This is a genomic window from Pseudomonas sp. M5 (genome assembly GCF_016907075.1).
GTDB classification, from domain to species: domain Bacteria; phylum Pseudomonadota; class Gammaproteobacteria; order Pseudomonadales; family Pseudomonadaceae; genus Aquipseudomonas; species Aquipseudomonas putida_E.
Genome location: NZ_JAFBBH010000001.1, coordinates 2,980,169 through 3,001,160 on the forward strand (window position 1 = coordinate 2,980,169; position 20,992 = coordinate 3,001,160).

At 64.3% G+C, this 20,992-nt stretch carries 21 protein-coding genes; 17 read left to right on the forward strand and 4 right to left on the reverse strand.

Annotated features, from left to right (window positions below; genetic code table 11):
- Window positions 1-25: 25 nt before the first annotated feature.
- The 7 genes from JOE27_RS13580 to JOE27_RS13610 all read left to right on the forward strand — a co-directional run bounded on the left by JOE27_RS13580 (window position 26) and on the right by JOE27_RS13610 (window position 9,688).
- The gene (locus tag JOE27_RS13580) at window positions 26-1,354 is read left to right on the forward strand and encodes a DUF3426 domain-containing protein (RefSeq protein ID WP_177010427.1); all 1,329 of its coding nucleotides are present in this window, start codon (window positions 26-28) and stop codon (window positions 1,352-1,354) included.
- A gap of 205 nt (window positions 1,355-1,559) precedes the next feature.
- Window positions 1,560-2,573, forward strand: coding sequence for a tRNA dihydrouridine synthase DusB (gene dusB / locus JOE27_RS13585; protein ID WP_115273799.1), 1,014 nt, complete (start codon window positions 1,560-1,562; stop codon window positions 2,571-2,573).
- On the forward strand, window positions 2,570-2,890 hold the full coding sequence (fis, locus tag JOE27_RS13590) for a DNA-binding transcriptional regulator Fis (RefSeq protein WP_008093076.1): 321 nt from the start codon (window positions 2,570-2,572) through the stop codon (window positions 2,888-2,890). Before dusB ends, fis begins: the two co-directional genes overlap by 4 nt.
- An 81-nt stretch (window positions 2,891-2,971) precedes the next feature.
- Window positions 2,972-4,579: a bifunctional phosphoribosylaminoimidazolecarboxamide formyltransferase/IMP cyclohydrolase gene (gene purH, locus JOE27_RS13595; RefSeq protein ID WP_115273798.1), complete on the forward strand. Its 1,608-nt coding sequence runs from the start codon at window positions 2,972-2,974 to the stop codon at window positions 4,577-4,579.
- 167 nt (window positions 4,580-4,746) lie between these two features.
- A complete protein-coding gene (gene purD / locus JOE27_RS13600) occupies window positions 4,747-6,042 on the forward strand; it encodes a phosphoribosylamine--glycine ligase (RefSeq protein ID WP_046787841.1) in 1,296 nt (431 codons plus the stop codon).
- Between the two features lie 136 nt (window positions 6,043-6,178).
- Complete coding sequence (locus tag JOE27_RS13605) at window positions 6,179-8,950, forward strand: hybrid sensor histidine kinase/response regulator (RefSeq protein WP_046787840.1); 2,772 nt, start codon at window positions 6,179-6,181, stop codon at window positions 8,948-8,950.
- Window positions 8,951-9,091: 141 nt separating this feature from the next.
- The gene (locus tag JOE27_RS13610) at window positions 9,092-9,688 is read left to right on the forward strand and encodes a MarC family protein (protein WP_012316414.1); all 597 of its coding nucleotides are present in this window, start codon (window positions 9,092-9,094) and stop codon (window positions 9,686-9,688) included.
- 9 nt (window positions 9,689-9,697) lie between these two features.
- On the opposite strand, the gene cobJ is transcribed toward JOE27_RS13610, so the two are convergent.
- Genes cobJ through cobG form a run of 4 tightly spaced genes read right to left on the reverse strand, consistent with a single transcriptional unit; the run spans window position 9,698 to window position 14,073 of the window.
- A complete protein-coding gene (cobJ, locus tag JOE27_RS13615) occupies window positions 9,698-11,389 on the reverse strand; it encodes a precorrin-3B C(17)-methyltransferase (protein ID WP_204920636.1) in 1,692 nt (563 codons plus the stop codon).
- A gap of 2 nt (window positions 11,390-11,391) precedes the next feature.
- Window positions 11,392-12,126 carry a precorrin-2 C(20)-methyltransferase gene (locus JOE27_RS13620; RefSeq protein ID WP_177010426.1) on the reverse strand — a complete coding sequence of 245 codons (735 nt, stop codon included), beginning with the start codon at window positions 12,124-12,126 and terminating at the stop codon, window positions 11,392-11,394.
- Window positions 12,123-12,749 carry a precorrin-8X methylmutase gene (locus JOE27_RS13625; RefSeq protein ID WP_039602489.1) on the reverse strand — a complete coding sequence of 209 codons (627 nt, stop codon included), beginning with the start codon at window positions 12,747-12,749 and terminating at the stop codon, window positions 12,123-12,125. The genes JOE27_RS13620 and JOE27_RS13625 overlap by 4 nt, the downstream gene beginning before the upstream one ends.
- Window positions 12,742-14,073 carry a precorrin-3B synthase gene (gene cobG / locus JOE27_RS13630; protein ID WP_204918980.1) on the reverse strand — a complete coding sequence of 444 codons (1,332 nt, stop codon included), beginning with the start codon at window positions 14,071-14,073 and terminating at the stop codon, window positions 12,742-12,744. The genes JOE27_RS13625 and cobG overlap by 8 nt, the downstream gene beginning before the upstream one ends.
- Window positions 14,074-14,247: 174 nt before the next feature.
- Here cobG and cbiE point away from each other — a divergent pair, with 174 nt between their 5' ends.
- The 10 genes from cbiE (at window position 14,248) to JOE27_RS13680 (ending at window position 20,967) form a co-directional block, all read left to right on the forward strand.
- Window positions 14,248-15,459 (forward strand): precorrin-6y C5,15-methyltransferase (decarboxylating) subunit CbiE, encoded by a 1,212-nt coding sequence (gene cbiE, locus JOE27_RS13635; protein WP_204918982.1) that lies wholly within the window; start codon window positions 14,248-14,250, stop codon window positions 15,457-15,459.
- Complete coding sequence (locus JOE27_RS13640; RefSeq protein ID WP_115273793.1) at window positions 15,452-16,546, forward strand: cobalt-precorrin-5B (C(1))-methyltransferase; 1,095 nt, start codon at window positions 15,452-15,454, stop codon at window positions 16,544-16,546. Before cbiE ends, JOE27_RS13640 begins: the two co-directional genes overlap by 8 nt.
- The gene (locus JOE27_RS13645) at window positions 16,543-17,262 is read left to right on the forward strand and encodes a cobalt-precorrin-6A reductase (protein ID WP_115273792.1); all 720 of its coding nucleotides are present in this window, start codon (window positions 16,543-16,545) and stop codon (window positions 17,260-17,262) included. The genes JOE27_RS13640 and JOE27_RS13645 overlap by 4 nt, the downstream gene beginning before the upstream one ends.
- Window positions 17,263-17,353: 91 nt before the next feature.
- Entirely contained in the window at window positions 17,354-17,584 is a 231-nt protein-coding gene (locus JOE27_RS13650; RefSeq protein WP_012316422.1) for an AbrB/MazE/SpoVT family DNA-binding domain-containing protein, read from the forward strand.
- Window positions 17,584-17,994, forward strand: coding sequence for a tRNA(fMet)-specific endonuclease VapC (gene vapC, locus JOE27_RS13655; RefSeq protein ID WP_115273791.1), 411 nt, complete (start codon window positions 17,584-17,586; stop codon window positions 17,992-17,994). The genes JOE27_RS13650 and vapC overlap by 1 nt, the downstream gene beginning before the upstream one ends.
- 134 nt (window positions 17,995-18,128) lie before the next feature.
- Window positions 18,129-18,566: an NfeD family protein gene (locus tag JOE27_RS13660; RefSeq protein WP_115273790.1), complete on the forward strand. Its 438-nt coding sequence runs from the start codon at window positions 18,129-18,131 to the stop codon at window positions 18,564-18,566.
- 24 nt (window positions 18,567-18,590) lie between these two features.
- A complete protein-coding gene (locus JOE27_RS13665) occupies window positions 18,591-19,445 on the forward strand; it encodes an SPFH domain-containing protein (RefSeq protein WP_012316425.1) in 855 nt (284 codons plus the stop codon).
- A gap of 146 nt (window positions 19,446-19,591) precedes the next feature.
- Window positions 19,592-19,981 carry a DUF2946 domain-containing protein gene (locus JOE27_RS13670; RefSeq protein WP_046787833.1) on the forward strand — a complete coding sequence of 130 codons (390 nt, stop codon included), beginning with the start codon at window positions 19,592-19,594 and terminating at the stop codon, window positions 19,979-19,981.
- Between the two features lie 48 nt (window positions 19,982-20,029).
- Entirely contained in the window at window positions 20,030-20,509 is a 480-nt protein-coding gene (locus JOE27_RS13675; RefSeq protein ID WP_046787832.1) for a copper chaperone PCu(A)C, read from the forward strand.
- Between the two features lie 26 nt (window positions 20,510-20,535).
- Window positions 20,536-20,967: a DUF2946 domain-containing protein gene (locus JOE27_RS13680; RefSeq protein WP_046787831.1), complete on the forward strand. Its 432-nt coding sequence runs from the start codon at window positions 20,536-20,538 to the stop codon at window positions 20,965-20,967.
- The last annotated feature ends 25 nt before the right edge of the window (window positions 20,968-20,992 follow it).

A 20,992-nucleotide genomic window follows, 5' to 3' on the forward strand; every position in this document is an offset into this window, starting at 1 on the left:
CTCTGCACAGCTCCCGGATCGCCGCATGACCGACAGTTTCGTCACCCAGTGCCCGCATTGCCAGACCAGCTTTCGCGTCACCCATCACCAGTTGAGCGTGGCGCGCGGCGTAGTGCGCTGCGGCCATTGCCTGCAGGTGTTCAACGCGGCGAAGCAACTGCTGGAGCAGAACCGCGCCAGCGCCGCCCCGGCCGTGCCGCCGATACCGGTGGTCGCGCCCGTCACCGCGCCCGAGCCCCCGGTCAGCGAGCGCTCAGCCGCCGAGCCGCAAGACTGGGCAGCCACAGCGCAAGCCCTCGACGAACTCGACCTGGACCAGGAACTGGCCCGCCTCGAACGCCGTGGCAAGCCAGACGAGCCGCGCCCTGCCGCGCCTGCCGATGCACTGCAGGCACGGCGTGACGAGCCCGCCGCCGAGCCCCATGGCGACGCACTGTTCGGTAATGCAACCGACGATCACCATGAGCCGCTGGAAACCGTCGATCCCGCCCCGGTACTGCTGGAGCAGGAGCCACTGGACCTGGAGCCCGCCCCAGGCGATCGCACCGAGCCCACACTGGACGGCAACCTGGACCTGGACTTCGATGATGAACCTGCCACGCATCGGGCTGCCGAGCGCGATAACGCGCACGACTTTTCCGAGCGGCTGTCGCCAGATGACGAACCCGTTCACGAAAAAGGCCTGAGCGCCCGCGATGATGACGATACGGATCTGCATCTGGCGGCGCACGATGACACCCCTGCCCCGGCGCTGACCGGCGAGCGCCTTGAACCTGGCTTCGCTGCCAGGCCCCAGCGCCCGTCACGCAAGGAGCCGCTCATCGACGTGGTCGACGACCCTCTGCAACTGGGCTGGGAGAAGCCGCGCCCCCACTGGGGCAAACGCGTGCTCTGGGGCTTGCTCACCCTGCTGGCCGCCGGCCTGCTGGCATTCCAGTACGTGTGGTTCCATTTCGACGAAATGGCGCGCCAGGACCAGTACCGCCCGCTCTTCCAGCAACTGTGCCCGATGCTTGGCTGCGAGGTGCCCACCCGTGTCGACATCGGCCGAATCAAGAGCAGCAACCTGGTGGTGCGCAGCCACCCTGACTTCAAGGGCGCGCTGATCGTCGATGCGATCATCTACAACCGCGCGCCCTTCGCCCAGCCGTTCCCGCTGCTGGAACTGCGTTTTGCCGACCTCAATGGCCAATTGATCGCCAGCCGGCGCTTCAAGCCGAGCGAGTATCTCTCGGGTGAATTGGCCGGCCGTGGCGAAATGCCCAGCCAGACGCCGATCCACATTGCCCTGGACATCCTCGACCCTGGCCCGAAAGCAGTGAACTACAGCCTCAGCTTCCGCTCCCCCGAATAAACGTCGAGCGGCAAGCTGCAAGAGAAGCGAGCCGACAACCGGTCTGCTTCCTCTTGCCGCTTGAAGCTGAAGCTTGTAGCCCAAAGGCATAAGCCTACAACTGTTCAGAATTTATCCAAATCCATCTTTATCCGGTCACCGAGAGCGGGTATTATGCCAACCCTTTTTCGACTCCAATGATTCGGCCCCACAACAGGGAACACCTATGTCGGCGGTACGCATCGGCCCATACACACTACGCAACAACCTGATCCTCGCGCCCATGGCCGGGGTCACGGACCAGCCTTTCCGTACACTTTGCAAGCGCCTGGGCGCGGGCATGGTGGTGTCGGAGATGGTCAGCAGCGACATGAGCCTGTGGAACAGCCGCAAGTCGAGCCTGCGCCGCATTCACGAAGGCGATCCCGAGCCGCGCTCGGTACAGATCGCCGGTGGCGATGCGCAGATGATGGCGGCGGCGGCCAGGGCCAACGTCGAAGCTGGCGCCCAGATCATCGACATCAACATGGGTTGCCCGGCGAAAAAAGTCTGCAACAAAGCTGCAGGCTCTGCTTTATTGAGAGATGAAGTTTTGGTCAGCGAGATTCTCCACGCCGTCGTCGGCGCGGTGGACGTCCCGGTGACCCTGAAGATCCGCACCGGTTGGGACCGGGCGAACAAGAACGGCCTGAACGTGGCGAGGATCGCCGAGCAGGCTGGCATCCAGGCGCTGGCGGTGCATGGCCGCACACGCGCCGACCTGTACACCGGCGAAGCCGAATACGACACCATCGCTGCCATCAAGCAGGCGGTGTCCATCCCGGTTTTTGCCAACGGCGATATCACTTCGCCAGAAAAGGCCCGGGCGGTGCTGGACGCCACCGGCGTCGACGGTCTGCTGATTGGCAGGGCCGCCCAGGGGCGGCCCTGGATCTTTCGCGAGATCGAGCATTACCTGGGGACTGGCCAGTATTTGCCGGCCCCGCAGCTGGACGAAGTGGAACGTATCCTGCTGGAGCACCTTGCCGCGCTGCACGCCTTCTATGGCGATGTGATGGGCGTACGTATCGCCCGCAAGCACGTTGGCTGGTACCTGGCAACACGACCCGGCGGCAAGGAGTTTCGCTCCCGGTTCAACGCTTTGGAAGACACACAAGCGCAGTGCGCCAACGTTCGAGCGTATTTCAGCGAACGTCGACAGAGCCTTGAGACAGAGGACGGACAAGGGGTGGCCGCATGACGATGATGACCGAGACATTAGTGAGTGGAACAACGCCCGTGAGCGACAACGCCAACCTCAAACAGCACCTCAACACGCCGAGCGAAGAGGGCCAGACCCTTCGTGACAGCGTCGAGAAGGCGCTGCACAACTACTTCGCACACCTGGAAGGCGCTACCGTCACTGACGTGTACAACCTGGTGCTCTCCGAAGTCGAGGCGCCCCTGCTCGAAAGCGTGATGAATTACGTCAAGGGCAACCAGACCAAGGCCAGCGAGATGCTCGGGCTCAACCGAGGCACCCTGCGCAAGAAACTCAAGCAGTACGACTTGTTGTAAGCCAGAATCCCAATCAGAAAAGGCGGCTCCCTGAACAGAGGCGCCTTTTTTGCTGACTCCACCGCGTTATTGGAATCCGAAATGACCGACCAGACTACCCGCCTGCCAGTCCGCCGCGCCCTGATCAGCGTCTCCGACAAGACCGGTATCCTCGAATTCGCTCGTGAGCTGCAGCAGCTCGGTGTCGAGATCCTGTCCACCGGCGGCACCTACAAGCTGCTCAAGGACAACGGCGTGAACGCGGTGGAAGTGGCCGACTACACCGGCTTCGCCGAAATGATGGACGGCCGGGTCAAGACCCTGCACCCGAAGATCCACGGCGGCATCCTCGGCCGTCGCGGTGTCGACGACGCCATCATGAACGAGCACGGCATCAAGCCGATCGATCTGGTCGCCGTCAACCTGTACCCATTCGAAGCCACCATCGCAAAACCTGGCTGTGACCTGCCGACCGCCATCGAGAACATCGACATCGGTGGCCCGACCATGGTCCGTTCGGCTGCCAAGAACCACAAGGACGTCGCTATCGTGGTCAACGCCGGCGACTACGCCAGCGTCCTCGAGGGCCTCAAGGCCGGCGGCCTGACCTACGCCCAGCGTTTCGACCTGATGCTCAAGGCCTTCGAGCACACTGCCGCTTACGACGGCATGATCGCCAACTACATGGGCACCATCGACCAGGCCAAGGACACGCTGTCCACCGAAGCGCGCAGCGAGTTCCCGCGCACCTTCAACAGCCAGTTCGTCAAGGCTCAGGAAATGCGCTACGGCGAGAACCCGCACCAGAGCGCGGCGTTCTACGTTGAAGCCAACAAAGGCGAAGCCAGCGTTTCTACCGCCATCCAGCTGCAGGGCAAGGAGCTGTCGTTCAACAACGTGGCCGACACCGATGCCGCGCTCGAGTGCGTGAAGAGCTTCGTCAAGCCGGCCTGCGTCATCGTCAAGCACGCCAACCCATGCGGCGTCGCCGTGGTGCCTGAAGACGAGGGCGGTATCCGCAAGGCCTACGACCTGGCCTACGCTACCGACACCGAATCGGCCTTCGGCGGGATCATCGCCTTCAACCGCGAACTGGATGGCGAAACCGCCCAGGCCATCGTCGAGCGCCAGTTCGTCGAAGTGATCATCGCCCCGAAAATCTCCCAAGCTGCCCGCGACGTGGTGGCTGCCAAGCAAAACGTACGTCTGCTGGAGTGCGGCGAGTGGCCAGCCGAGCGCGCCGCCGGTTGGGACTTCAAGCGCGTCAACGGTGGCCTGCTGGTGCAGAGCCGCGACAACGGCATGATCACCGCAGATGACCTGAAGATCGTCACCAAGCGTGCACCGACCGAGCAGGAAATCCACGACCTGGTGTTCGCCTGGAAAGTGGCCAAGTTCGTCAAGTCCAACGCCATCGTCTACGCCAAGCAGCGCCAGACCATCGGCGTGGGCGCCGGCCAGATGAGCCGCGTCAACTCCGCGCGCATCGCGGCCATCAAGGCAGAGCATGCCGGCCTGCAGGTGCAAGGTGCGGTCATGGCGTCGGACGCGTTCTTCCCGTTCCGTGATGGCATCGACAATGCAGCTAAAGTGGGTATCAGCGCCGTGATCCAGCCAGGTGGTTCGATGCGCGATGCTGAAGTCATCGCCGCTGCCGACGAAGCTGGCATCGCGATGGTATTCACCGGTATGCGCCACTTCCGCCACTGATAGCAGCGGCAAGCTTTAAGCTGCAAGCTGCAAGCAAGAACAGGCCCAGTCGCTCCTGCTTGCAGCCACAGCCCCTTGAATCCCTGAGTTGTGAGCATTTGAAAGGATCAGCGCGAACCGCTTTTGCTTGACGCTTGCAGCTTGCAGCTTCTCCGAAGGAGCCTGTAATGAAAGTTTTGATCATCGGCAGCGGCGGCCGTGAGCACGCCCTGGCCTGGAAAGTCGCCCAGGACCCACGCGTCGAGAAAGTATTCGTCGCCCCCGGCAACGCCGGTACCGCCATTGAAGCCAAGTGCGAGAACGTCGCCATCGACGTCACCGCCCTTGAGCAACTGGCAGACTTCGCCGAGAAGAACGTCGACCTGACCATCGTGGGCCCCGAGGCGCCGCTGGTCATCGGTGTGGTCGACCTGTTCCGCAGCCGCGGCCTGGACTGCTTCGGCCCGACCAAGGGCGCGGCCCAGCTGGAAGGTTCCAAGGCCTTCACCAAGGACTTCCTGGCTCGCCACAAGATCCCGACCGCCGACTACCAGAACTTCACCGAGATCGAGCCGGCCCTGGCCTACCTGCAGGAAAAAGGCGCGCCGATCGTGATCAAGGCCGACGGCCTGGCCGCAGGCAAAGGCGTGATCGTCGCCATGACCCTGGAAGAAGCCGAAGCCGCGGTGCGTGACATGCTCGCGGGCAACGCCTTTGGCGACGCCGGTTCGCGCGTGGTGATCGAAGAGTTCCTCGACGGCGAGGAAGCCAGCTTCATCGTGATGGTCGACGGCCACAACGTGCTGCCAATGGCCACCAGCCAGGACCACAAGCGCGTCGGTGACCAGGACACCGGCCCGAACACGGGCGGTATGGGTGCCTACTCCCCTGCCCCGGTCGTTACCGCCGATGTACACCAGCGCGTGATGGACCAGGTGATCTGGCCGACCGTGCGCGGCATGGCCGAGGAAGGCAACGTGTACACCGGCTTCCTGTATGCCGGCCTGATGATCGACAAGGCGGGCAACCCCAAGGTCATCGAGTTCAACTGCCGCTTTGGCGACCCGGAAACCCAGCCGGTCATGCTGCGTCTGGAGTCGAGCCTGGTGCTGCTGATCGAAGCCGCTTTCGCCAAGGCGCTGGACAAGGTCGAAGCGCAGTGGGACCCCCGCCCAAGCCTGGGTGTGGTGCTGGCTGCCGGCGGTTACCCGGGCGACTACGCCAAGGGCGACGCGATCAGCGGCCTGGAGGCCGCAGCCAAGATCGAAGGCAAGGTGTTCCATGCCGGTACTTCGCTCAAGGACGGCCAGGTAGTGACCAACGGTGGCCGCGTGCTCTGCGCCACGGCCATGGGCAGCACGGTTGCCGATGCCCAGCAGCAGGCTTACCGCCTGGCCAAGGAAGTCACCTGGAACGGTAGCTTCTACCGTACCGACATCGGCTACCGGGCTATCGCCCGCGAGCGCGGTGAACACCAGCAATAACCTTTACCGGATAGCCGCAGCGTCTTGCGCATGCGGCCTTCGGCTCGTCGACAGGGCCCCATCGCGGGCCTTGCCTTCGACTTGGCGCGCCGCGCATAGTTACTACACGGCACATCAGCTAGGAAGGGATCTCGTAGTGCGTCGGCTTCGGATTGCCACAGCTCTGATCGTCAGCTTGCTGACCCTGCTCTGCCTGCTCCCGGCTTCGGCTGACCAAGGCGGAGGCTGGTCCGTTTTGCTCGACGAACAAGCCAACCTGCAATTGAGCGACGTCCGCTCGGATCGCTATCGCAACCAGTTCAGCCCTACTACGCTGAGCGACCTCGATGCCGCACCGGCGCAACAGGCCCTGTGGCTGCACTATCGCCTCGAACCGGGTGACCAGGAGCAACTGCTGCGGGTCTTTGCCCCGGACCTTTCACGCCTGGACCTCTACGCCCTCGACGGCGACAGGCTATTACGCCAACTGCACCACGGGCGCCAGGCCGGCAACGCCAGCACGACCCTGCGCGGCAGCGATCACGTATTGCCCTTGCCAAACAGCCGCAAAGCGGTGGACATCTACCTGCGCCTGGTTTCCGAGCATCAGCTGCGCCCGGCCATCAGCCTGGAGCCTGCGGCAGTCGCCGCTTCAAACCATGGCCAGCCGTTGCTGTTCGGCATGCTCTTCGGCGGCCTGGTCATGCTCATACTGCACAACCTGATCCGCTTTCTGTACACCCGCTCCAGCACCACCCTGATCCTTGCGCTGTACCATGGGCTGATGCTGCTCAGCGGCCTGATCCTGCTCAACCTCAGCGGCCCCTGGTGGCACCTGTGGCACAGCGCGCAAACCCCGGCCGCCTACCTGACCCTGGTACTGGCGGGCCTCGCGGGGCTGTATTTCACCCAGCACTTCTTCTCGCGCTGCAACTCACCGCAGCTCAATCGCTTGCTGCAGGGCGAAATGCTGGTGGCCGGGGTCAGCGGCCTGATCCTGCTGTTCGTGGATACCCTGCCGCTCAACCTGATGACCTACGCCCTGCTGGCCCTGGGCAGTGTGAGCATGCTGCTGGTCAGCAGCTACCACTGGTACAAAGGTTATGCGCCGGCACGCCTGTTCAGCCTGGCCATGGTGGTGTTCAACCTGGGCGGGCTGGTGCTGCTGCCGGCCCTGCTTGGCCTGACCCGCACCTCGACGCCCTGGCTGCTGTGCATTCTGCTCGGGTTGACGGTGGCCAGCGGCCTGCTGCTCAACCTGGCGGTCAGCGAGCGCCTGCGGCGGATGAGCGAAGAGCGCTTCAGCGCCAGCCGCGCACTGGCGGCCAGCGATGCCGAAATCAATGCCAAGGCCGAGTTCCTGGCCAAGATCAGCCATGAAATCCGCACGCCCATGAACGGCGTGCTGGGCATGACCGAACTGCTGCTGGGCACGCCACTGTCGGTCAAACAACGTGACTACGTGCAGACCATCCACAGCGCCGGCAACGAACTGCTCACACTGATCAACGAAATTCTCGACATTTCCAAACTCGAGTCGCGACAGATCGAACTGGACGATGTGCAGTTCGACCTCAATGCCCTGATCGAAGACTGCCTGAACATCTTCCGCGCCAAGGCCGAACAACAGAACATCGAGCTGATCAGCTTCACCCAGCCGCAGGTACCACGGGTCATCAGCGGTGACCCGACGCGCCTGCGCCAGGCCCTCTCCAGCCTGCTGGAAAACGCCCTGAAAAATACCGACCAGGGCGAAATCCTCCTGGTCGTTGCACTGGACCAGCGCGGCGAGGTGCCGCGCCTGCGTATCGCCGTGCAGGACAGCGGCGAGCCACTGCCTGCGGCCGAACGTGAAGCCCTGCTGCAGGCAGAGCTGCACAGCCATCACTTCCTTTCCAGCAACAAGCTTGGCGGCCACCTTGGGCTGATCATCGCCAAGCAGTTGATCGGCCTGATGCAAGGCGAGTTCGGCATCAAGAGCAGCACCAGCATGGGCAACACCCTGTGGCTGACCCTGCCGCTCGACCCCTCTCGCCTGGAGCAACCCTTGGCCGACCTCGACAGCCCATTGCGCGACGCCCGGGTGCTGGTGGTGGACGACAACGACACCTGCCGCAAGGTGCTGGTGCAGCAGTGCAGCGCCTGGGGCATGAACGTGAGTGCCGTACCCTCGGGCAAGGAGGCCTTGGCCCTGCTACGGACCAAGGCGCACCTGCGCGACTACTTCGACGCGGTCTTGCTCGACCAGAACATGCCGGGCATGACCGGCATGCAGCTGGCGGCCAAGATCAAGGAAGACCCAAGCCTGAACCACGACATCCTCGTGGTGATGCTCACCGGTATCAGCAATGCACCGAGCAAAGTCATTGCCCGTAATGCCGGGGTCAAGCGCATCCTGGCCAAACCGGTGGCCGGCTACACCCTCAAGACCACTCTGGCCGAGGAGCTGGCCCAGCGCGGCCGCGAACAGACCGTGCCGACGCCCTTGCCAGGCACACCGCCCACCCACGAGCTGCCGGGCGACTTCCGCGTGCTGGTCGCCGAGGACAACAGCATCTCGACCAAGGTGATCCGCGGCATGCTGGGCAAACTCAACCTCGAACCGGACACCGCCAGCAATGGTGAGGAAGCCCTGCAGGCCATGAAGGCCCAGCGTTATGACCTGGTGCTGATGGATTGTGAAATGCCGGTACTGGATGGTTTCTCTGCCACCCAGCAACTGCGCGCCTGGGAAGTCGCCAACCAGCGCCCGCGCACCCCGGTGGTGGCACTGACCGCGCACATCCTGGCCGAACACAAAGAGCGCGCACGGCTGGCCGGCATGGACGGGCACATGGCCAAGCCGGTGGAGCTGTCGCAATTGCGCGAGTTGATCCAGTATTGGGCGAACCAGCGGGAAGCCAAGACCGATCCGCTGCATACTTCGTAACCGATAAAGCGCTGTAGGAGCGGCCTTGTGTCGCGAAAGGGCTGCGCAGCAGCCCCAGAATTTCAGCAGCACCACACGGAACTGGGGCTGCTGCGCACCCCTTTCGCGACACAAGGCCGCTCCTACAAAGGACTCACCCTCATGCTTCATGAGTTGTTCAGTGTCTACCTGAAGATGCTGGTGCTCTACAGCCCGTTCTTCGTGCTGTCGTGCTTCATCAGCCTGACCCGAGGCCACTCCAGCAAGGAGCGCAAGCAGCTGGCCTGGAAGGTTGCCTTCGCCGCCTTGGTCGCCAGCGTATTGCTGTACCTGTTCGGGCGGGCGATCTTCGGCATTTTCGGCATCACGGCCGATGCCTTCCGCATCGGCGCCGGCAGCGTGCTGTTCATCTCTGCCTTGGGCATGGCCCAGGGCAAACCGGCCGTGCAGGCCGACAACGTGCAGCAGGACGTGACCATCGTACCGCTGACCATCCCGCTCACCGTAGGCCCGGGCACCATAGGCGCCCTGCTGGTGATGGGCGTCAGCCAGCCGCACTGGGACGACAAGTTGCTGGCCATCGTCAGTATCGCGCTGGCCAGCTTCACCGTGGGCCTGGTGCTGTATCTGTCGCACGGGATCGAGCGCATTCTCGGCGATCAAGGCCTGCAGATCGTCAGCCGGCTGATGGGGCTGTTTGTCTGCGCCTTGGCGGCGCAGATCATCTTCACCGGCATCAGGGGCTACCTGGTCGGCTAGCCCTGCGACTCAGGGCGCAACAGGGTACCAGCGCGGGGTATAGACCCACTGCCCACCGTCGGCACGGGCAAAGGTACAGGTCGTGGAAGAACCGACCAGGACCATGGTGCGCATGTCGACCATCTCTGGCGTCAGCTCGGCGAGGGTGACCACCCTGAGCGTCTGCCCCGGCCTGCCGATGTCACGCCCCAGCACCACGGGTGTATTGCCATCCCGGTGCTGGCGCACGATTTCCAGCGCGCGCCCAAGCTGCCAAGGGCGCGAACGCGAGATCGGGTTGTAGAAGGCCAGCACCAGGTCGGCCTGGGCCGCCAGGGCCAGCCGATGCTCGATGGTCGGCCACGGTTTGAGGTTGTCCGATAGCGACATCACGCAGAAGTCATGCCCCAGCGGCGCGCCCGCCTGAGCGGCAGTGGCCAGCGAGGCCGAAACCCCCGGCAGGATTTCCAGATCGACACGATGCCAGGCGGGGTCAGTGGACCCGTGCAGCGCTTCCAGCACGGCGGCAGCCATGGCGAATACCCCCGGGTCACCCGACGACACCACCACCACCGAGCGCCCTTGTGCGGCGAGCTCGAAAGCATGACGCGCGCGCTGCATTTCTTCGCGATTGTCGGTGCAATGTTGCACCTGGTCATCGCGGAACGGCCCGGCCATGCGTACGTAGGTTTCGTAACCGAGAATATCTTCGGCGCGTGCCAGCTCGGCTTTGACCGCCGGCACCATCAGCTCGGCGGCGCCAGGGCCAAGGCCGATGACGGCCAGGCGACCACGCCTGTGGCCCAGTTGGTTGACCTTGACAGGCACCGATGCCAGCGCAATGACCAGGCCCCCTTGTTCGATCAGGCGCGCATCCGGCAGTGCTTCGGCGGCCATGCTGACAAGCGTGCTTTCTTTGGCAGCAAAACGCAGTGCGACACCCAGCACCTTGGCCGCTGCCTGCAAGGACGGTTCGGCCATGGCCTGTTCGGCAACCAGCAGGCACGCCAGTGACTGCTCGGCGATGCCCGCCTCACGCAGGGCATCGCTGACGCGTTCAACCAGATCAGGACCGCCCGCATCCACCGCAACCACCACCGAACGGGGGTGGATCAGCAACTCGTCACGGCTGGCCGGGCGCGCAGTGCATCCCACATGAATGGTGCGCTGGGCGGCTTCACTGGCCGGCAATTGGGCGTGAGCCAGCCAAGGCGCATCGCCCTCGATACGTACGGCCTGCCCCGCCAGCAGATCGGAGACGAAACGCTTGCCCTGTTCGATATCCGCCAGGGCGTAGCCCTCGGGTGGGTTCAACAGGCAGGTGCCGAAACGCAGCTCGCCACTGGTGGTGATCGCCGCCGCTACGCCCAGCGCCTCACCGATCTCGCGGGCCATGACATTGACGCCGCTCAGCCCGCCAAGCAGCGGCACTACCGCACTGCCGTCCTCGGCCACCGCCAGCACCGGCGGCTCCGCACCTTTCTCGCTGAGCAGGCTGGCCAGGCTACGGATGACGATACCCGCCGCACACAGGGCTATGATCGGCGTGTCTTGCAGGTACAGGGCGCGCAGCGTGTCGCCAAATGCTTCGTAATACTGGTCGGCCATCTCGACCCGGCCGCTCAGGCCATGGATCGTCGCCTGTGGATAATGCTGCTGAATGCGCCGCGCGGTGGCCACGCTGCCAGCGCCGAGCACGATGATTGCCGGTGCCTTGTGCATGCTCATCCCTGCCATTTTTCACCCGGCACGATGATCAGCGAGAAGTACGGTGATGACTGTGGGTCCACCTGGTCCAGCGCGACGATTTTCTGATTTGCCATGGTCGCCCGCTCGACGTACAGCGCTCGCCCGTCCAGGCCCAGTTCGCCCAGCACCTGGCGCACCTTGGGGAAGTTGCGGCCCAGCTTCATGATCACTGCCGCATCGGCATCGGCCAGGCGCCGCTTGAGTTCTTCGGCCGGCAGCACGCCCGACAGCACCGACAGGCTCTGGTTGCGGTAAACCAGGGGTGCTCCCAGTACCGACGCGCCTCCCAGCATCGAGCAGACACCAGGGATCACTTGCGCGTCATAGCGCTGCGCCAGACGGTCATGCAGGTACATGTAGGAGCCGTAAAAGAACGGGTCGCCCTCGCAGATCACCGCGACATCGCGGCCGGCATCGAGGTGCTCGGCCACCTGCACGCTGGCCTCGTCATAAAAATCGCTGATGACCTGCTCGTACGACAACGGTGCCGGCAACGCCTCGGTGGTCACCGGATAGACCAGCGGCAGCAGCGTTTGCGCTGGCTGCAGGTGCGCCTCGATGATGCCGAAGGCATTGCCACGCTTGCCCTTGGCCACGAAGTAGGCGACCACTGGGGCCTCGCGCAGCAAGCGCAGGGCCTTGAGGGTGATCAGCTCAGGGTCGCCAGGGCCTACGCCCAGGCCCAGCAGACGTCCACGCGGCGCCATCATTCCACCTCCGTGGCGAGGGCATTGACCGCGGCAGCAGCCATCGCGCTACCGCCCAGGCGGCCCTGCATGATCACGAACGGGACGCCCCGGCTGTCGGCGGCGAGCATGGCCTTGGACTCCGCCGCACCGACGAAGCCAACCGGGAAACCGAGGATAAGCGCAGGCTTTGGTGCACCTGCATCGATCATTTCCAGCAAGTAGAACAGTGCGGTCGGCGCGTTGCCGATCACCACCACGCTGCCCTCCAGGTAAGGCCGCCACAGCTCCAGAGCCACCGCCGAGCGGGTATTGCCGGCATCTTTGGCCAGGGCCGGGACACTCGGGTCGCGCAGGGTGCAGATCACCTTGTTGTCGGCGGGCAGGCGTGCACGGGTGATGCCTTCGGCGACCATGTGCGCATCGCAGAGGATCGGCGCGCCGTTGGCCAGGGCCTGGCGCCCGGCGCGGCCGGCACCTTCGGAGAACTGCAGGCCGTCGATGGCCTCGACCATGCCACAGGCATGGATCACACGTACGGCGAGTTTCTCGAGGTCTGCGGGGATCCGCTCGAGCCGGGCCTCCTCACGGATGATCCGGAAGGAATTGCGATAGATCTCCTGACCATCGCGGATGTAATCAATCATCAAGGTGCTCCGTCGGCAGGTCGAGCATGGCGCCTGCTTCGTTCAAGGTGAGGTTGGCGGCGCGCAGGGCACCGAAGCCCGGCAGGCGCGCGTCACGCAAATAGAGGTCATAGCGGCCCGGCGAGCGGGCCAGCAGTGTGGCCGGGGCGACATGGGCCACGGCGCAGGATCGGGGGCAACCAGACAGGTGCACACTGGCAGGGGCGCCAGCGGGCAACAGGGCCGCCAGGGCCAGGGCATCGGCCTTGGTTTCGCCGTGCGCCTTGGCGCAGCCGCTGGCGCCGGTGCAGGCAACCAGGCGGGCCAAGGGTTCATGGCTGTGGCAGAGCAGGCCCAGGGCCGACAACTCACGTTGCGCCGGGGCGATGCTCGCGCCAGCTACAGAGGTCAGCATCAGGCTCTGCCAGGGGCTCAGGCGCAGGCTGCCATCACCGTGTTCACGCGCGATTCGCGCCGCACCGCGCAGCATGTCGGCGCTGAGCCTGCCAAGCGGCGGGGCAACGCCCAGGGCCATGCCCTGCAGCTGCTCAACGGCACCCAGCCATGGGCTGTTGCCCGCTTTGCGGCGCCAATCGAGCACGGCATCATCCCGGCGGATCGCCAGCCCTAGCCCCTCGATGAATCGCTCCACTGAGCAGTTTTCAAGCAACTGGCGCATGCGCGCCTGGTCCGGGCTGGCCAGGTCGAGGAAGCGCTCAAGCACTGCGCGCACCAGCGCCAGCCCCTGTTCCACCGGCACCGCACCCAGCACCTGGCCGTCAGCCGGGCAACCGGCCAGGCCGAACGCCAGCCAGGTGCGTTGCTCGAGTCGCACGGCTGACAGCCATAGATCGTGCGGGTGCTCGAGCATCGCCAGGCCTTCGCCGCCGTCCAGTTGCACCGCGAACTTGGCCGATAACTGGTGAAAGCGCGGTGTGCCTTGCAGCATGTCGAGGATGTGTTCGGCCAGGGGACGAACATCCAGCACCATCAAGGGGTCATGCCCGGCCAAGGGGCTGAGCATCAGGTTGCGCACATCGTCACTGGCAGCATTGCGTGGGCCCAGGCCTGCTGCCAGCAGGCTTTCGATCAGGCCGGCGTGATCGTCGCCAATGCCACGGACCTGCAGGTTGCCGCGGTTGGTCGCCTCGATCACGCCACCGGCGAAACGCTCGGCAGCCGCTGCCACGGCATCGGCCTGATCGGCCAGCAGCAGCCCACCGGGCAGTTTGATCCGGCAGATCCCGCCATCAAGGGCACTGACGATGCGCCACAACCCCGGGCAAGCCGAGGGACGGGGCGATACGGGTGGGGTATGGGCCTGCTTCAAAGGGACGTCCGGCAATCGCTGAAAATGCGCTTGAGTGTAGAAGGCGCGGTATTATGCCTGCTTTGTCCGGCGGCATGAAAAGCCGGTGGTCGAGCATCGCTGGCGATTGAACAGAAATTCATCACCGCGTCGCCCCCTTTGCCGGCTTAGGGGGGCGATGCGCCCCCAAAAATGGCGGATCAGAAACACATGACACCCTGGCTGACAGTAGTAGGCATCGGCGAAGACGGCTTCAACGGCCTGGGCAAGCAGGCCCGACGCGCCCTGCTCGGCGCTTCGCGGATCATCGGCAGCCCACGTCAGCTGGCCCTGCTGCCGCGCTGCGTAAGCGCCGCCCGCGAACATTGGCCGAGCCCGTTCTCGCTCGCCCCGGTACTGGCTCGGCGCGGTGAGCAGGTGTGCGTGCTGGCAAGCGGTGACCCGATGTTCTACGGCGTCGGTGCCAGCCTGGCGCGGCAGGTGCCGGCCCAAGAGCTGCAGGTACTGTCGATGCCCTCCTCTTGCGCCCTGGCCGCTGCCCGCCTTGGCTGGCCGCTGCAGGATGTGCAGGTGGTGTCTCTGGTCGCGCGCCCCCTGGCCTCTCTCAACGCCCACCTTTACAGCGGCATGCGCCTGCTGGTGCTGAGCAACGACGGTGAGAGCCCCGCAGCCATCGCCGCCCTGCTGCGCGAGCGCGGTTTCGGGCCAAGCCGCCTGCAGGTGTTCGAGCACCTCGGCGGCCCTGCCGAACGCCACTTGGCGGGCATCGCCGATGACTGGGCCCAAGCCCAGGTCGCCGCGCTGAATCTGGTTGCCATCGAGTGCCAGGCTGCTGCCGACGCTCCGCGGCTGTCACGCGCAGCCGGCCTGCCGGACGATGCTTTCCGTCATGACGGCCAGCTGACCAAACGTGACGTACGGGCTATCACCTTGGCCCGTCTGGCCCCCCAACCAGGCGAGTTGCTGTGGGACGTTGGCGCAGGCTGTGGCTCGATCGGCATCGAGTGGATGCGCGCCCACCCCGCCTGCCGAACACTGGCAATCGAAGCCGACGAGGGCCGCCAGGGCTTCATCGAGTACAACCGTGATGCCCTTGGCGTTCCCGGCCTGCAACTGGTGCGCGGCAAAGCACCGCAGGCCTTGGCCGAGCTGGAGCGCCCGGATGCGATCTTCATCGGCGGTGGCGTCACCCGTGAAGGCGTGTTGCCGTTGTGTTGGGAGCGGCTTCGCCCCGGAGGGCGATTGGTGGCCAATGCCGTGACCCTGCAAAGCGAACTGGCACTGGCGCACTTTCGCCAACAGCATGGCGGTGAACTGACGCGTATCCATGTCGCCCAGGCCCAGCCATTGGGCGCCTTCGACACGTGGCGCCAGGCATTGCCGATCACCTTGCTCGACGTGGTGAAGCCCCACGATGCGTGAAGAAACCCGCGAACAGCCGGCGCCACTGCGCAGCGGCCTGACCACTGGCAGCTGCGCCACTGCCACCAGCCTGGCGGCAGCGCGCCTGCTGCTCACCGGTGTGAGCACTGACGCCGTGAGCATCACCTTGCCCAAGGGCAAGGTGGTGCAGATGCGCCTGGAATTCTGCCGCCGCGAGGACGAGCGCGCCGAAGCCGGCACACTCAAGGATGCTGGCGACGACCCCGATGTCACCCATGGCGCGCTGCTCTACAGCCAGGTGCGGTTGCAGGACGAGCCGGGCATACGCTTTGTAGCGGGCGTGGGTGTCGGCACGGTCACCCGCCCCGGGCTGGTACTCGCCGTGGGCGAGCCGGCGATCAACCCGGTACCGCGACGCATGATCAGTGAACACCTGCAGCAACTGGCCGACGACTGCGCCTACCACGGCGGCTTCGAGGTCACGGTCAACGTAAAAGGCGGCGAGCAGCTGGCACTCAAGACCATGAACCCGCGCCTGGGTATCCTCGGCGGGCTGTCGATTCTTGGTACCAGCGGCATCGTGCGGCCTTTCTCCTGCGCGGCCTACATCGCCTCCATCCACCAGGGCATCGATGTGGCCCACACCAATGGCTATACCCATATCGCCGCCTGCACCGGCAATGCCAGCGAAGACACCATGCGCCGCGTCTACGGCCTGCCGGAAATTGCCCTGATCGAGATGGGCGATTTTGTCGGCGCGGTGCTCAAGCACCTGCGCAAGGTGCCGGTGCCACGCCTGTCACTGTGCGGTGGCTTTGGCAAGATCAGCAAGCTGGCCGCCGGGCATATGGACCTGCACAGCCGCCACTCGAGCATCGACCTGCCGCAACTGGCCGGGTGGGCCGCGGACATCGGCGCCGATGCCGACCTGCAGGCAGCGATCATGGCCGCCAACACCAGCCAGCAAGCCCTGGCCCTGGCACACGCCGCCGGCATCGCCCTGGGCGACGCGGTCTGCGCCCACGCCCTGGCGTTCGCCCGCAGCGTGGTGCCCGCACAGGTGCAGGTGGAAGTGTTCGCCATCGACCGCCAGGGCGGCATCGTCGGCAAGGCAGGTGTGCAATGAACCGGCGCATCCTGCTGCTGGGCGGTGTCACCGAGGCACTGGCCATCGCCCGTCAGCTTGGCCCGGAGCATGTCTACAGCCTGGCTGGCATCGGCCGGGTGCCGCAGGGCCTGGCCTGCCAGGTGCGGGTCGGCGGCTATGGTGGGGCTGATGGCCTGGCCGCGTACCTGCGCGAGGCGGGTATCACGTTACTGATAGACGCCACCCATCCCTATGCCGCGCAGATCAGCCACAATGCCGCCGCCGCCGCACGGGCCGTGGGCATCCCGTGCTGGGCCTTGCGTCGCCCGGCATGGCAGGCCCAGCCCGGTGACGACTGGCGAGAAGTGGAGGATTGGGCGGGGCTGATCCATGCACTCAAGCCGTTCCGTCGGCCTTTGTTCACCTTGGGGCGCGAGCCGCTGCAGCATCTGGACGAGATTCCGCCAGAGCAGTTCTGGACCCTCAGGGCGTTGCAGGCCTGCCCTGGTAATGATCGCTGCGAAGTGATCGGTGCGCGGGGGCCGTTTCACCTTGACGATGAGCGGGCGCTGTTCGCACGGCGCGATATCGATGTGCTGGTCAGCAAGAACAGCGGCAGCGTGGCGACCGAGCCCAAGCTTGAGGTGGCGCGGGAGCTGGGGGTTCCAGTACTCATTCTGAAGCGCCCCACACTCCCACAGGTCGATGCTGAGTTCACCCGGTACTGCCTGTTGCTCAGCGCCCTGCATCTATGACTGGCTGCCTTTGGCAAGGTATATCCCATTGACATATACCTTGCGGAATTTAAACTTCAGTCACAGTTTGCCGCTTCCAGGGAGGCCCATCATGGAGCAAGGTGCTGTCTTCAAAAGCAATCGTAGCCAGGCCATCCGCTTGCCGAAATCCGTCGCATTTCCCGAAGAGGTGACCCGCGTGGACATTGTTGCAGTGGGTCGAACCCGCATCATCACTCCCGCTGGTGAATCATGGGATAGCTGGTTTGACGGCGAAGATGCGAGCCCGGACTTCATGGCCAGCCGCGACCAACCTGCCGACCAGGAACGTGAAGGGTTTTAATGCTCAAGTACATGCTCGATACGAATATCTGCATCTTCACGATCAAGAACAAACCCCAGGTAGTTCGTGAAGCGTTCAACCGCCACCATGGTCAGCTGGCAATCAGCACCGTCACACTGATGGAGCTGGTTTACGGTGCAGAGAAATCGGCCGCTCCTGCACAAAATCTCTCGATTGTGGAGGGTTTCGTAGCGCGTCTTGAAGTACTCGACTATGACAGCCATGCAGCAGAACACAGCGGGCAGCTTCGCTCAGAACTGGCAAAGGCCGGTACGCCCATCGGCCCTTTCGATCAGTTGATTGCCGGGCATGCCCGCGCGCGGGGGCTTACCTTGGTAACCAACAACCTGCGAGAGTTCATGCGCGTTCCGGGGTTGCGGGTTGAGGATTGGCTGGCCACGCCAGGGTAAAAGACGTAGCCCTTTCCATATTCCGACAGTGGCTATCGACCATCGCTGCGCTGTGACCAGATACATTCATATGGCCGTTGGCCTGTCGTCAGTCTTAAACTCAACCCCCCTCCCCTCCGGAAATCGTCAACCATATGGAAATGCAATGGTGGATCTGGCTGGTCTTCGGCATCGCGCTGATCCTGCTCGAACTGGTCCTGCCCACGTTCTTCATCATCTGGTTCGGCATCGGTGCCGTGCTGGTGTCGCTCATCTCGCTCGCCGCCCCCAGCCTGCAACTGGACATGCAGGTACTGTCGTGGGTGCTGTTCTCGTCGGTCACCACGGCACTCTGGTTCAAGCTGTTCCGGCGCAAGCAGCCGGATGTGCGCTGGACCGCCGACAGCGTGATCGGCGAAGTCGGGCTGCTGATCAGCAGCGTTTCGCAATTCCAGAAAGGCCGTGTGCGGTTCCAGAAACCGATCCTGGGCAATGAGGAATGGATCTGCGTCGCTGACAGCGACATCCCGTCAGGCGAGCGTGTACGTCTCGTCGCCATCGAAGGCAATACTGCCCGGGTCATCCGGGCCTGACCGCATTAAAAGGAAGTTCGCATCATGACCAGCCTTATCGTCGTCGGCACCCTCGCCGTTTTCGTCCTGATCACTGTCTTCAAGGGTGTACGCATCGTACCCCAGGGGGAGGAGTGGATCGTCGAGCGCCTGGGCCGCTACCACAGCACACTCAAGCCCGGCCTGAACATCGTCATCCCGTACATGGACGTGGTCGCCTATCGCCTGCCGACCAAGGACATCATCCTCGATGTGCAGGAGCAGGAAATCATCACTCGCGACAATGCGGTGATCGTCGCCAATGCACTGTGTTTCGCCAAAGTGGTCGACCCGCAGAAGGCCTCCTATGGCGTGCAGAATTTCTCGTTTGCCGTCACCAGCCTGACCATGACATCGCTGCGCGCAATCGTCGGCGCCATGGACCTGGACGAAGCGCTGTCCAGCCGCGAGCAGATCAAGGCACGCCTGCGAGAGGCGATGTCCGAACAGACCGAAGACTGGGGCGTGACCGTGCGCTCGGTAGAAATCCAGGACATCAAGCCATCGGAAAACATGCAGCTGGCCATGGAACGTCAGGCGGCGGCCGAACGTGAACGTAAAGCCGACGTGACCCGTGCCGAAGGTGCCAAGCAGGCCGCCATTCTCGAGGCCGAAGCCCGCCTGCAGTCGGCCAAGCTCGATGCCGAGGCGCAAATCAACCTTGCCGAGGCTTCGGCAAAGGCGATTTCGCTGGTCAAGGACGCGGTGGGCAACGAGACGGTGCCAGCCATGTACCTGCTGGGTGAGCGCTATGTCGGCGCCATGGAGAACCTGGCCAGCAGCAACAATGCCAAGGTGGTGGTGCTGCCGGCTGATTTGCAAGAGACCGTGCGTGGCTTGATGGGCCGTAACAAGGCTTGATAGCTGCTGTAGCTTCATGGCCGGCTTGCCGGCCATGGTCCGCGCAGCAGCCCCATCGACCCGCCTGCGTCACTTCACCGCACCCCATCATTTTTACCTATACTGCGCCGTACAATACCCGCCACGATTCCTGACCGGATCTCTCCATGCCCCCACGTCGGCACATCGCCTGGATAGCCTGCCTCGCAGTGCTGTTCAACCTGCTGGCCATGCCGCTGTCCTCTGCCGCGCCCAAGGGCCCGGCCGAACAGCTGCTGTGGGGGGCTTTCTGTTCCAGCATGGCAGGCAAGGCCAAGGTCGACGTCCAGGCACTGGCCAAGATCGACCTCGGCACGCAAAACGACGAGCATTCCAACATGCAGCACTGCTGGTGCTGTTCGGGAGCCTCGCCGCTGCTGGCCCTGCCAGGTTATCCGCCACAACTGCACAACCCGCCCACGTTGCTGGCCGCGCATGTTCCACCGCCAGCCGATTACCAAATGACGCCGCGCCAGCTCTGGCCCGCGCTCAACCCCCGCGCCTCTCCCCTGGTCTGAGTTCATCACGCTGTCTGCCTGAACCTGAACAGAACGGAGACTTACACCATGCTCAAGCAAGCTCTCGTAGTGGCCGCACTGCTGCTGCCCGGCGCCTTCGCCAACGCCCATGAATACACTGTGGGCGACCTGCATATCGCCCACCCCTGGTCGCTGCAACTGCCGCCGAACGCGCCCAATGTGGCCGCCTATTTCATCGTGCACAACAACGGCAAGGTCGATGACCGCCTGCTCAGCGTGGACAGCCCCATCACTGCTGACGCACAACTGCACGAACACGTGATGAGTGCCAACGGCGCCATGAAGATGCAGCAGGTGCCCAATGTAGTAGTGCCCGCCGGCAAGGACGTGGTCTTCGCCCCCAGCGCCTATCATGTGATGCTGATGCAGCCCAAGGACCGTAGCCTGCTCAGCGACGGCAAGCGCTTCCCGCTGACCCTGCATTTCGAGAAGGCAGGCGACATCACGGTCGACGTGGCTGTGCAGAGGCAGGCCCCGGCGGACCAGCCGCACGAACACGCACACTGACCCTTCGCTGACTGGCGCTCGCCTTCATGAGCCTGCCATGCAACAGACGCAGCCGTACCACCCGCCCTGAACGCAGGCGCGTCGGTGGCGGCTGGCTGAGCCTGTTCGCCATGTGGATGATCTTTATCGGCCCGCTGATTTCCCAGTCGATGCCGATGGATCATCACGCGGGCATGAGCATGCCGATGGGCATGGCTCTGTCCTCGGAACACGGGCACGCCAGCGACTCGCATCACGGCCACGGCGACGATGGCCAACTGCATGTGATGTGGGAAAAATGCGGCTACTGCAGCCTGCTGTTCAACTGCCCTGCATTACCGCAGACCTTCAGCCCACTCGTTGCCGGGCACGCCCTGCCCGTCACCCTCATCCCTGCGGCAACCCTTCAGGGCCATGCCCGACAGGCCATATTCCCCGGTGCGCGCAGCCGCGCGCCACCGCCTTCGATCAGCGTCTGAATCCCTGCTGCCGCACGGAGCCTGA

What these genes read in the sequence shown, in the direction of transcription:
- JOE27_RS13580 (WP_177010427.1), top strand. Translation starts at nt 26, where the DNA reads ATGACCGACAGTTTCGTCACCCAGTGCCCGCATTGCCAGACCAGCTTT.
- dusB (WP_115273799.1), top strand. Translation starts at nt 1,560, where the DNA reads ATGTCGGCGGTACGCATCGGCCCATACACACTACGCAACAACCTGATC.
- fis (WP_008093076.1), top strand. Translation starts at nt 2,570, where the DNA reads ATGACGATGATGACCGAGACATTAGTGAGTGGAACAACGCCCGTGAGC.
- purH (WP_115273798.1), top strand. Translation starts at nt 2,972, where the DNA reads ATGACCGACCAGACTACCCGCCTGCCAGTCCGCCGCGCCCTGATCAGC.
- purD (WP_046787841.1), top strand. Translation starts at nt 4,747, where the DNA reads ATGAAAGTTTTGATCATCGGCAGCGGCGGCCGTGAGCACGCCCTGGCC.
- JOE27_RS13610 (WP_012316414.1), top strand. Translation starts at nt 9,092, where the DNA reads ATGCTTCATGAGTTGTTCAGTGTCTACCTGAAGATGCTGGTGCTCTAC.
- cobJ (WP_204920636.1), bottom strand. Translation starts at nt 11,389, where the DNA reads ATGCACAAGGCACCGGCAATCATCGTGCTCGGCGCTGGCAGCGTGGCC.
- JOE27_RS13620 (WP_177010426.1), bottom strand. Translation starts at nt 12,126, where the DNA reads ATGATGGCGCCGCGTGGACGTCTGCTGGGCCTGGGCGTAGGCCCTGGC.
- JOE27_RS13625 (WP_039602489.1), bottom strand. Translation starts at nt 12,749, where the DNA reads ATGATTGATTACATCCGCGATGGTCAGGAGATCTATCGCAATTCCTTC.
- cbiE (WP_204918982.1), top strand. Translation starts at nt 14,248, where the DNA reads ATGACACCCTGGCTGACAGTAGTAGGCATCGGCGAAGACGGCTTCAAC.
- JOE27_RS13640 (WP_115273793.1), top strand. Translation starts at nt 15,452, where the DNA reads ATGCGTGAAGAAACCCGCGAACAGCCGGCGCCACTGCGCAGCGGCCTG.
- JOE27_RS13645 (WP_115273792.1), top strand. Translation starts at nt 16,543, where the DNA reads ATGAACCGGCGCATCCTGCTGCTGGGCGGTGTCACCGAGGCACTGGCC.
- JOE27_RS13650 (WP_012316422.1), top strand. Translation starts at nt 17,354, where the DNA reads ATGGAGCAAGGTGCTGTCTTCAAAAGCAATCGTAGCCAGGCCATCCGC.
- vapC (WP_115273791.1), top strand. Translation starts at nt 17,584, where the DNA reads ATGCTCAAGTACATGCTCGATACGAATATCTGCATCTTCACGATCAAG.
- JOE27_RS13660 (WP_115273790.1), top strand. Translation starts at nt 18,129, where the DNA reads ATGGAAATGCAATGGTGGATCTGGCTGGTCTTCGGCATCGCGCTGATC.
- JOE27_RS13665 (WP_012316425.1), top strand. Translation starts at nt 18,591, where the DNA reads ATGACCAGCCTTATCGTCGTCGGCACCCTCGCCGTTTTCGTCCTGATC.
- JOE27_RS13670 (WP_046787833.1), top strand. Translation starts at nt 19,592, where the DNA reads ATGCCCCCACGTCGGCACATCGCCTGGATAGCCTGCCTCGCAGTGCTG.
- JOE27_RS13675 (WP_046787832.1), top strand. Translation starts at nt 20,030, where the DNA reads ATGCTCAAGCAAGCTCTCGTAGTGGCCGCACTGCTGCTGCCCGGCGCC.
- JOE27_RS13680 (WP_046787831.1), top strand. Translation starts at nt 20,536, where the DNA reads ATGAGCCTGCCATGCAACAGACGCAGCCGTACCACCCGCCCTGAACGC.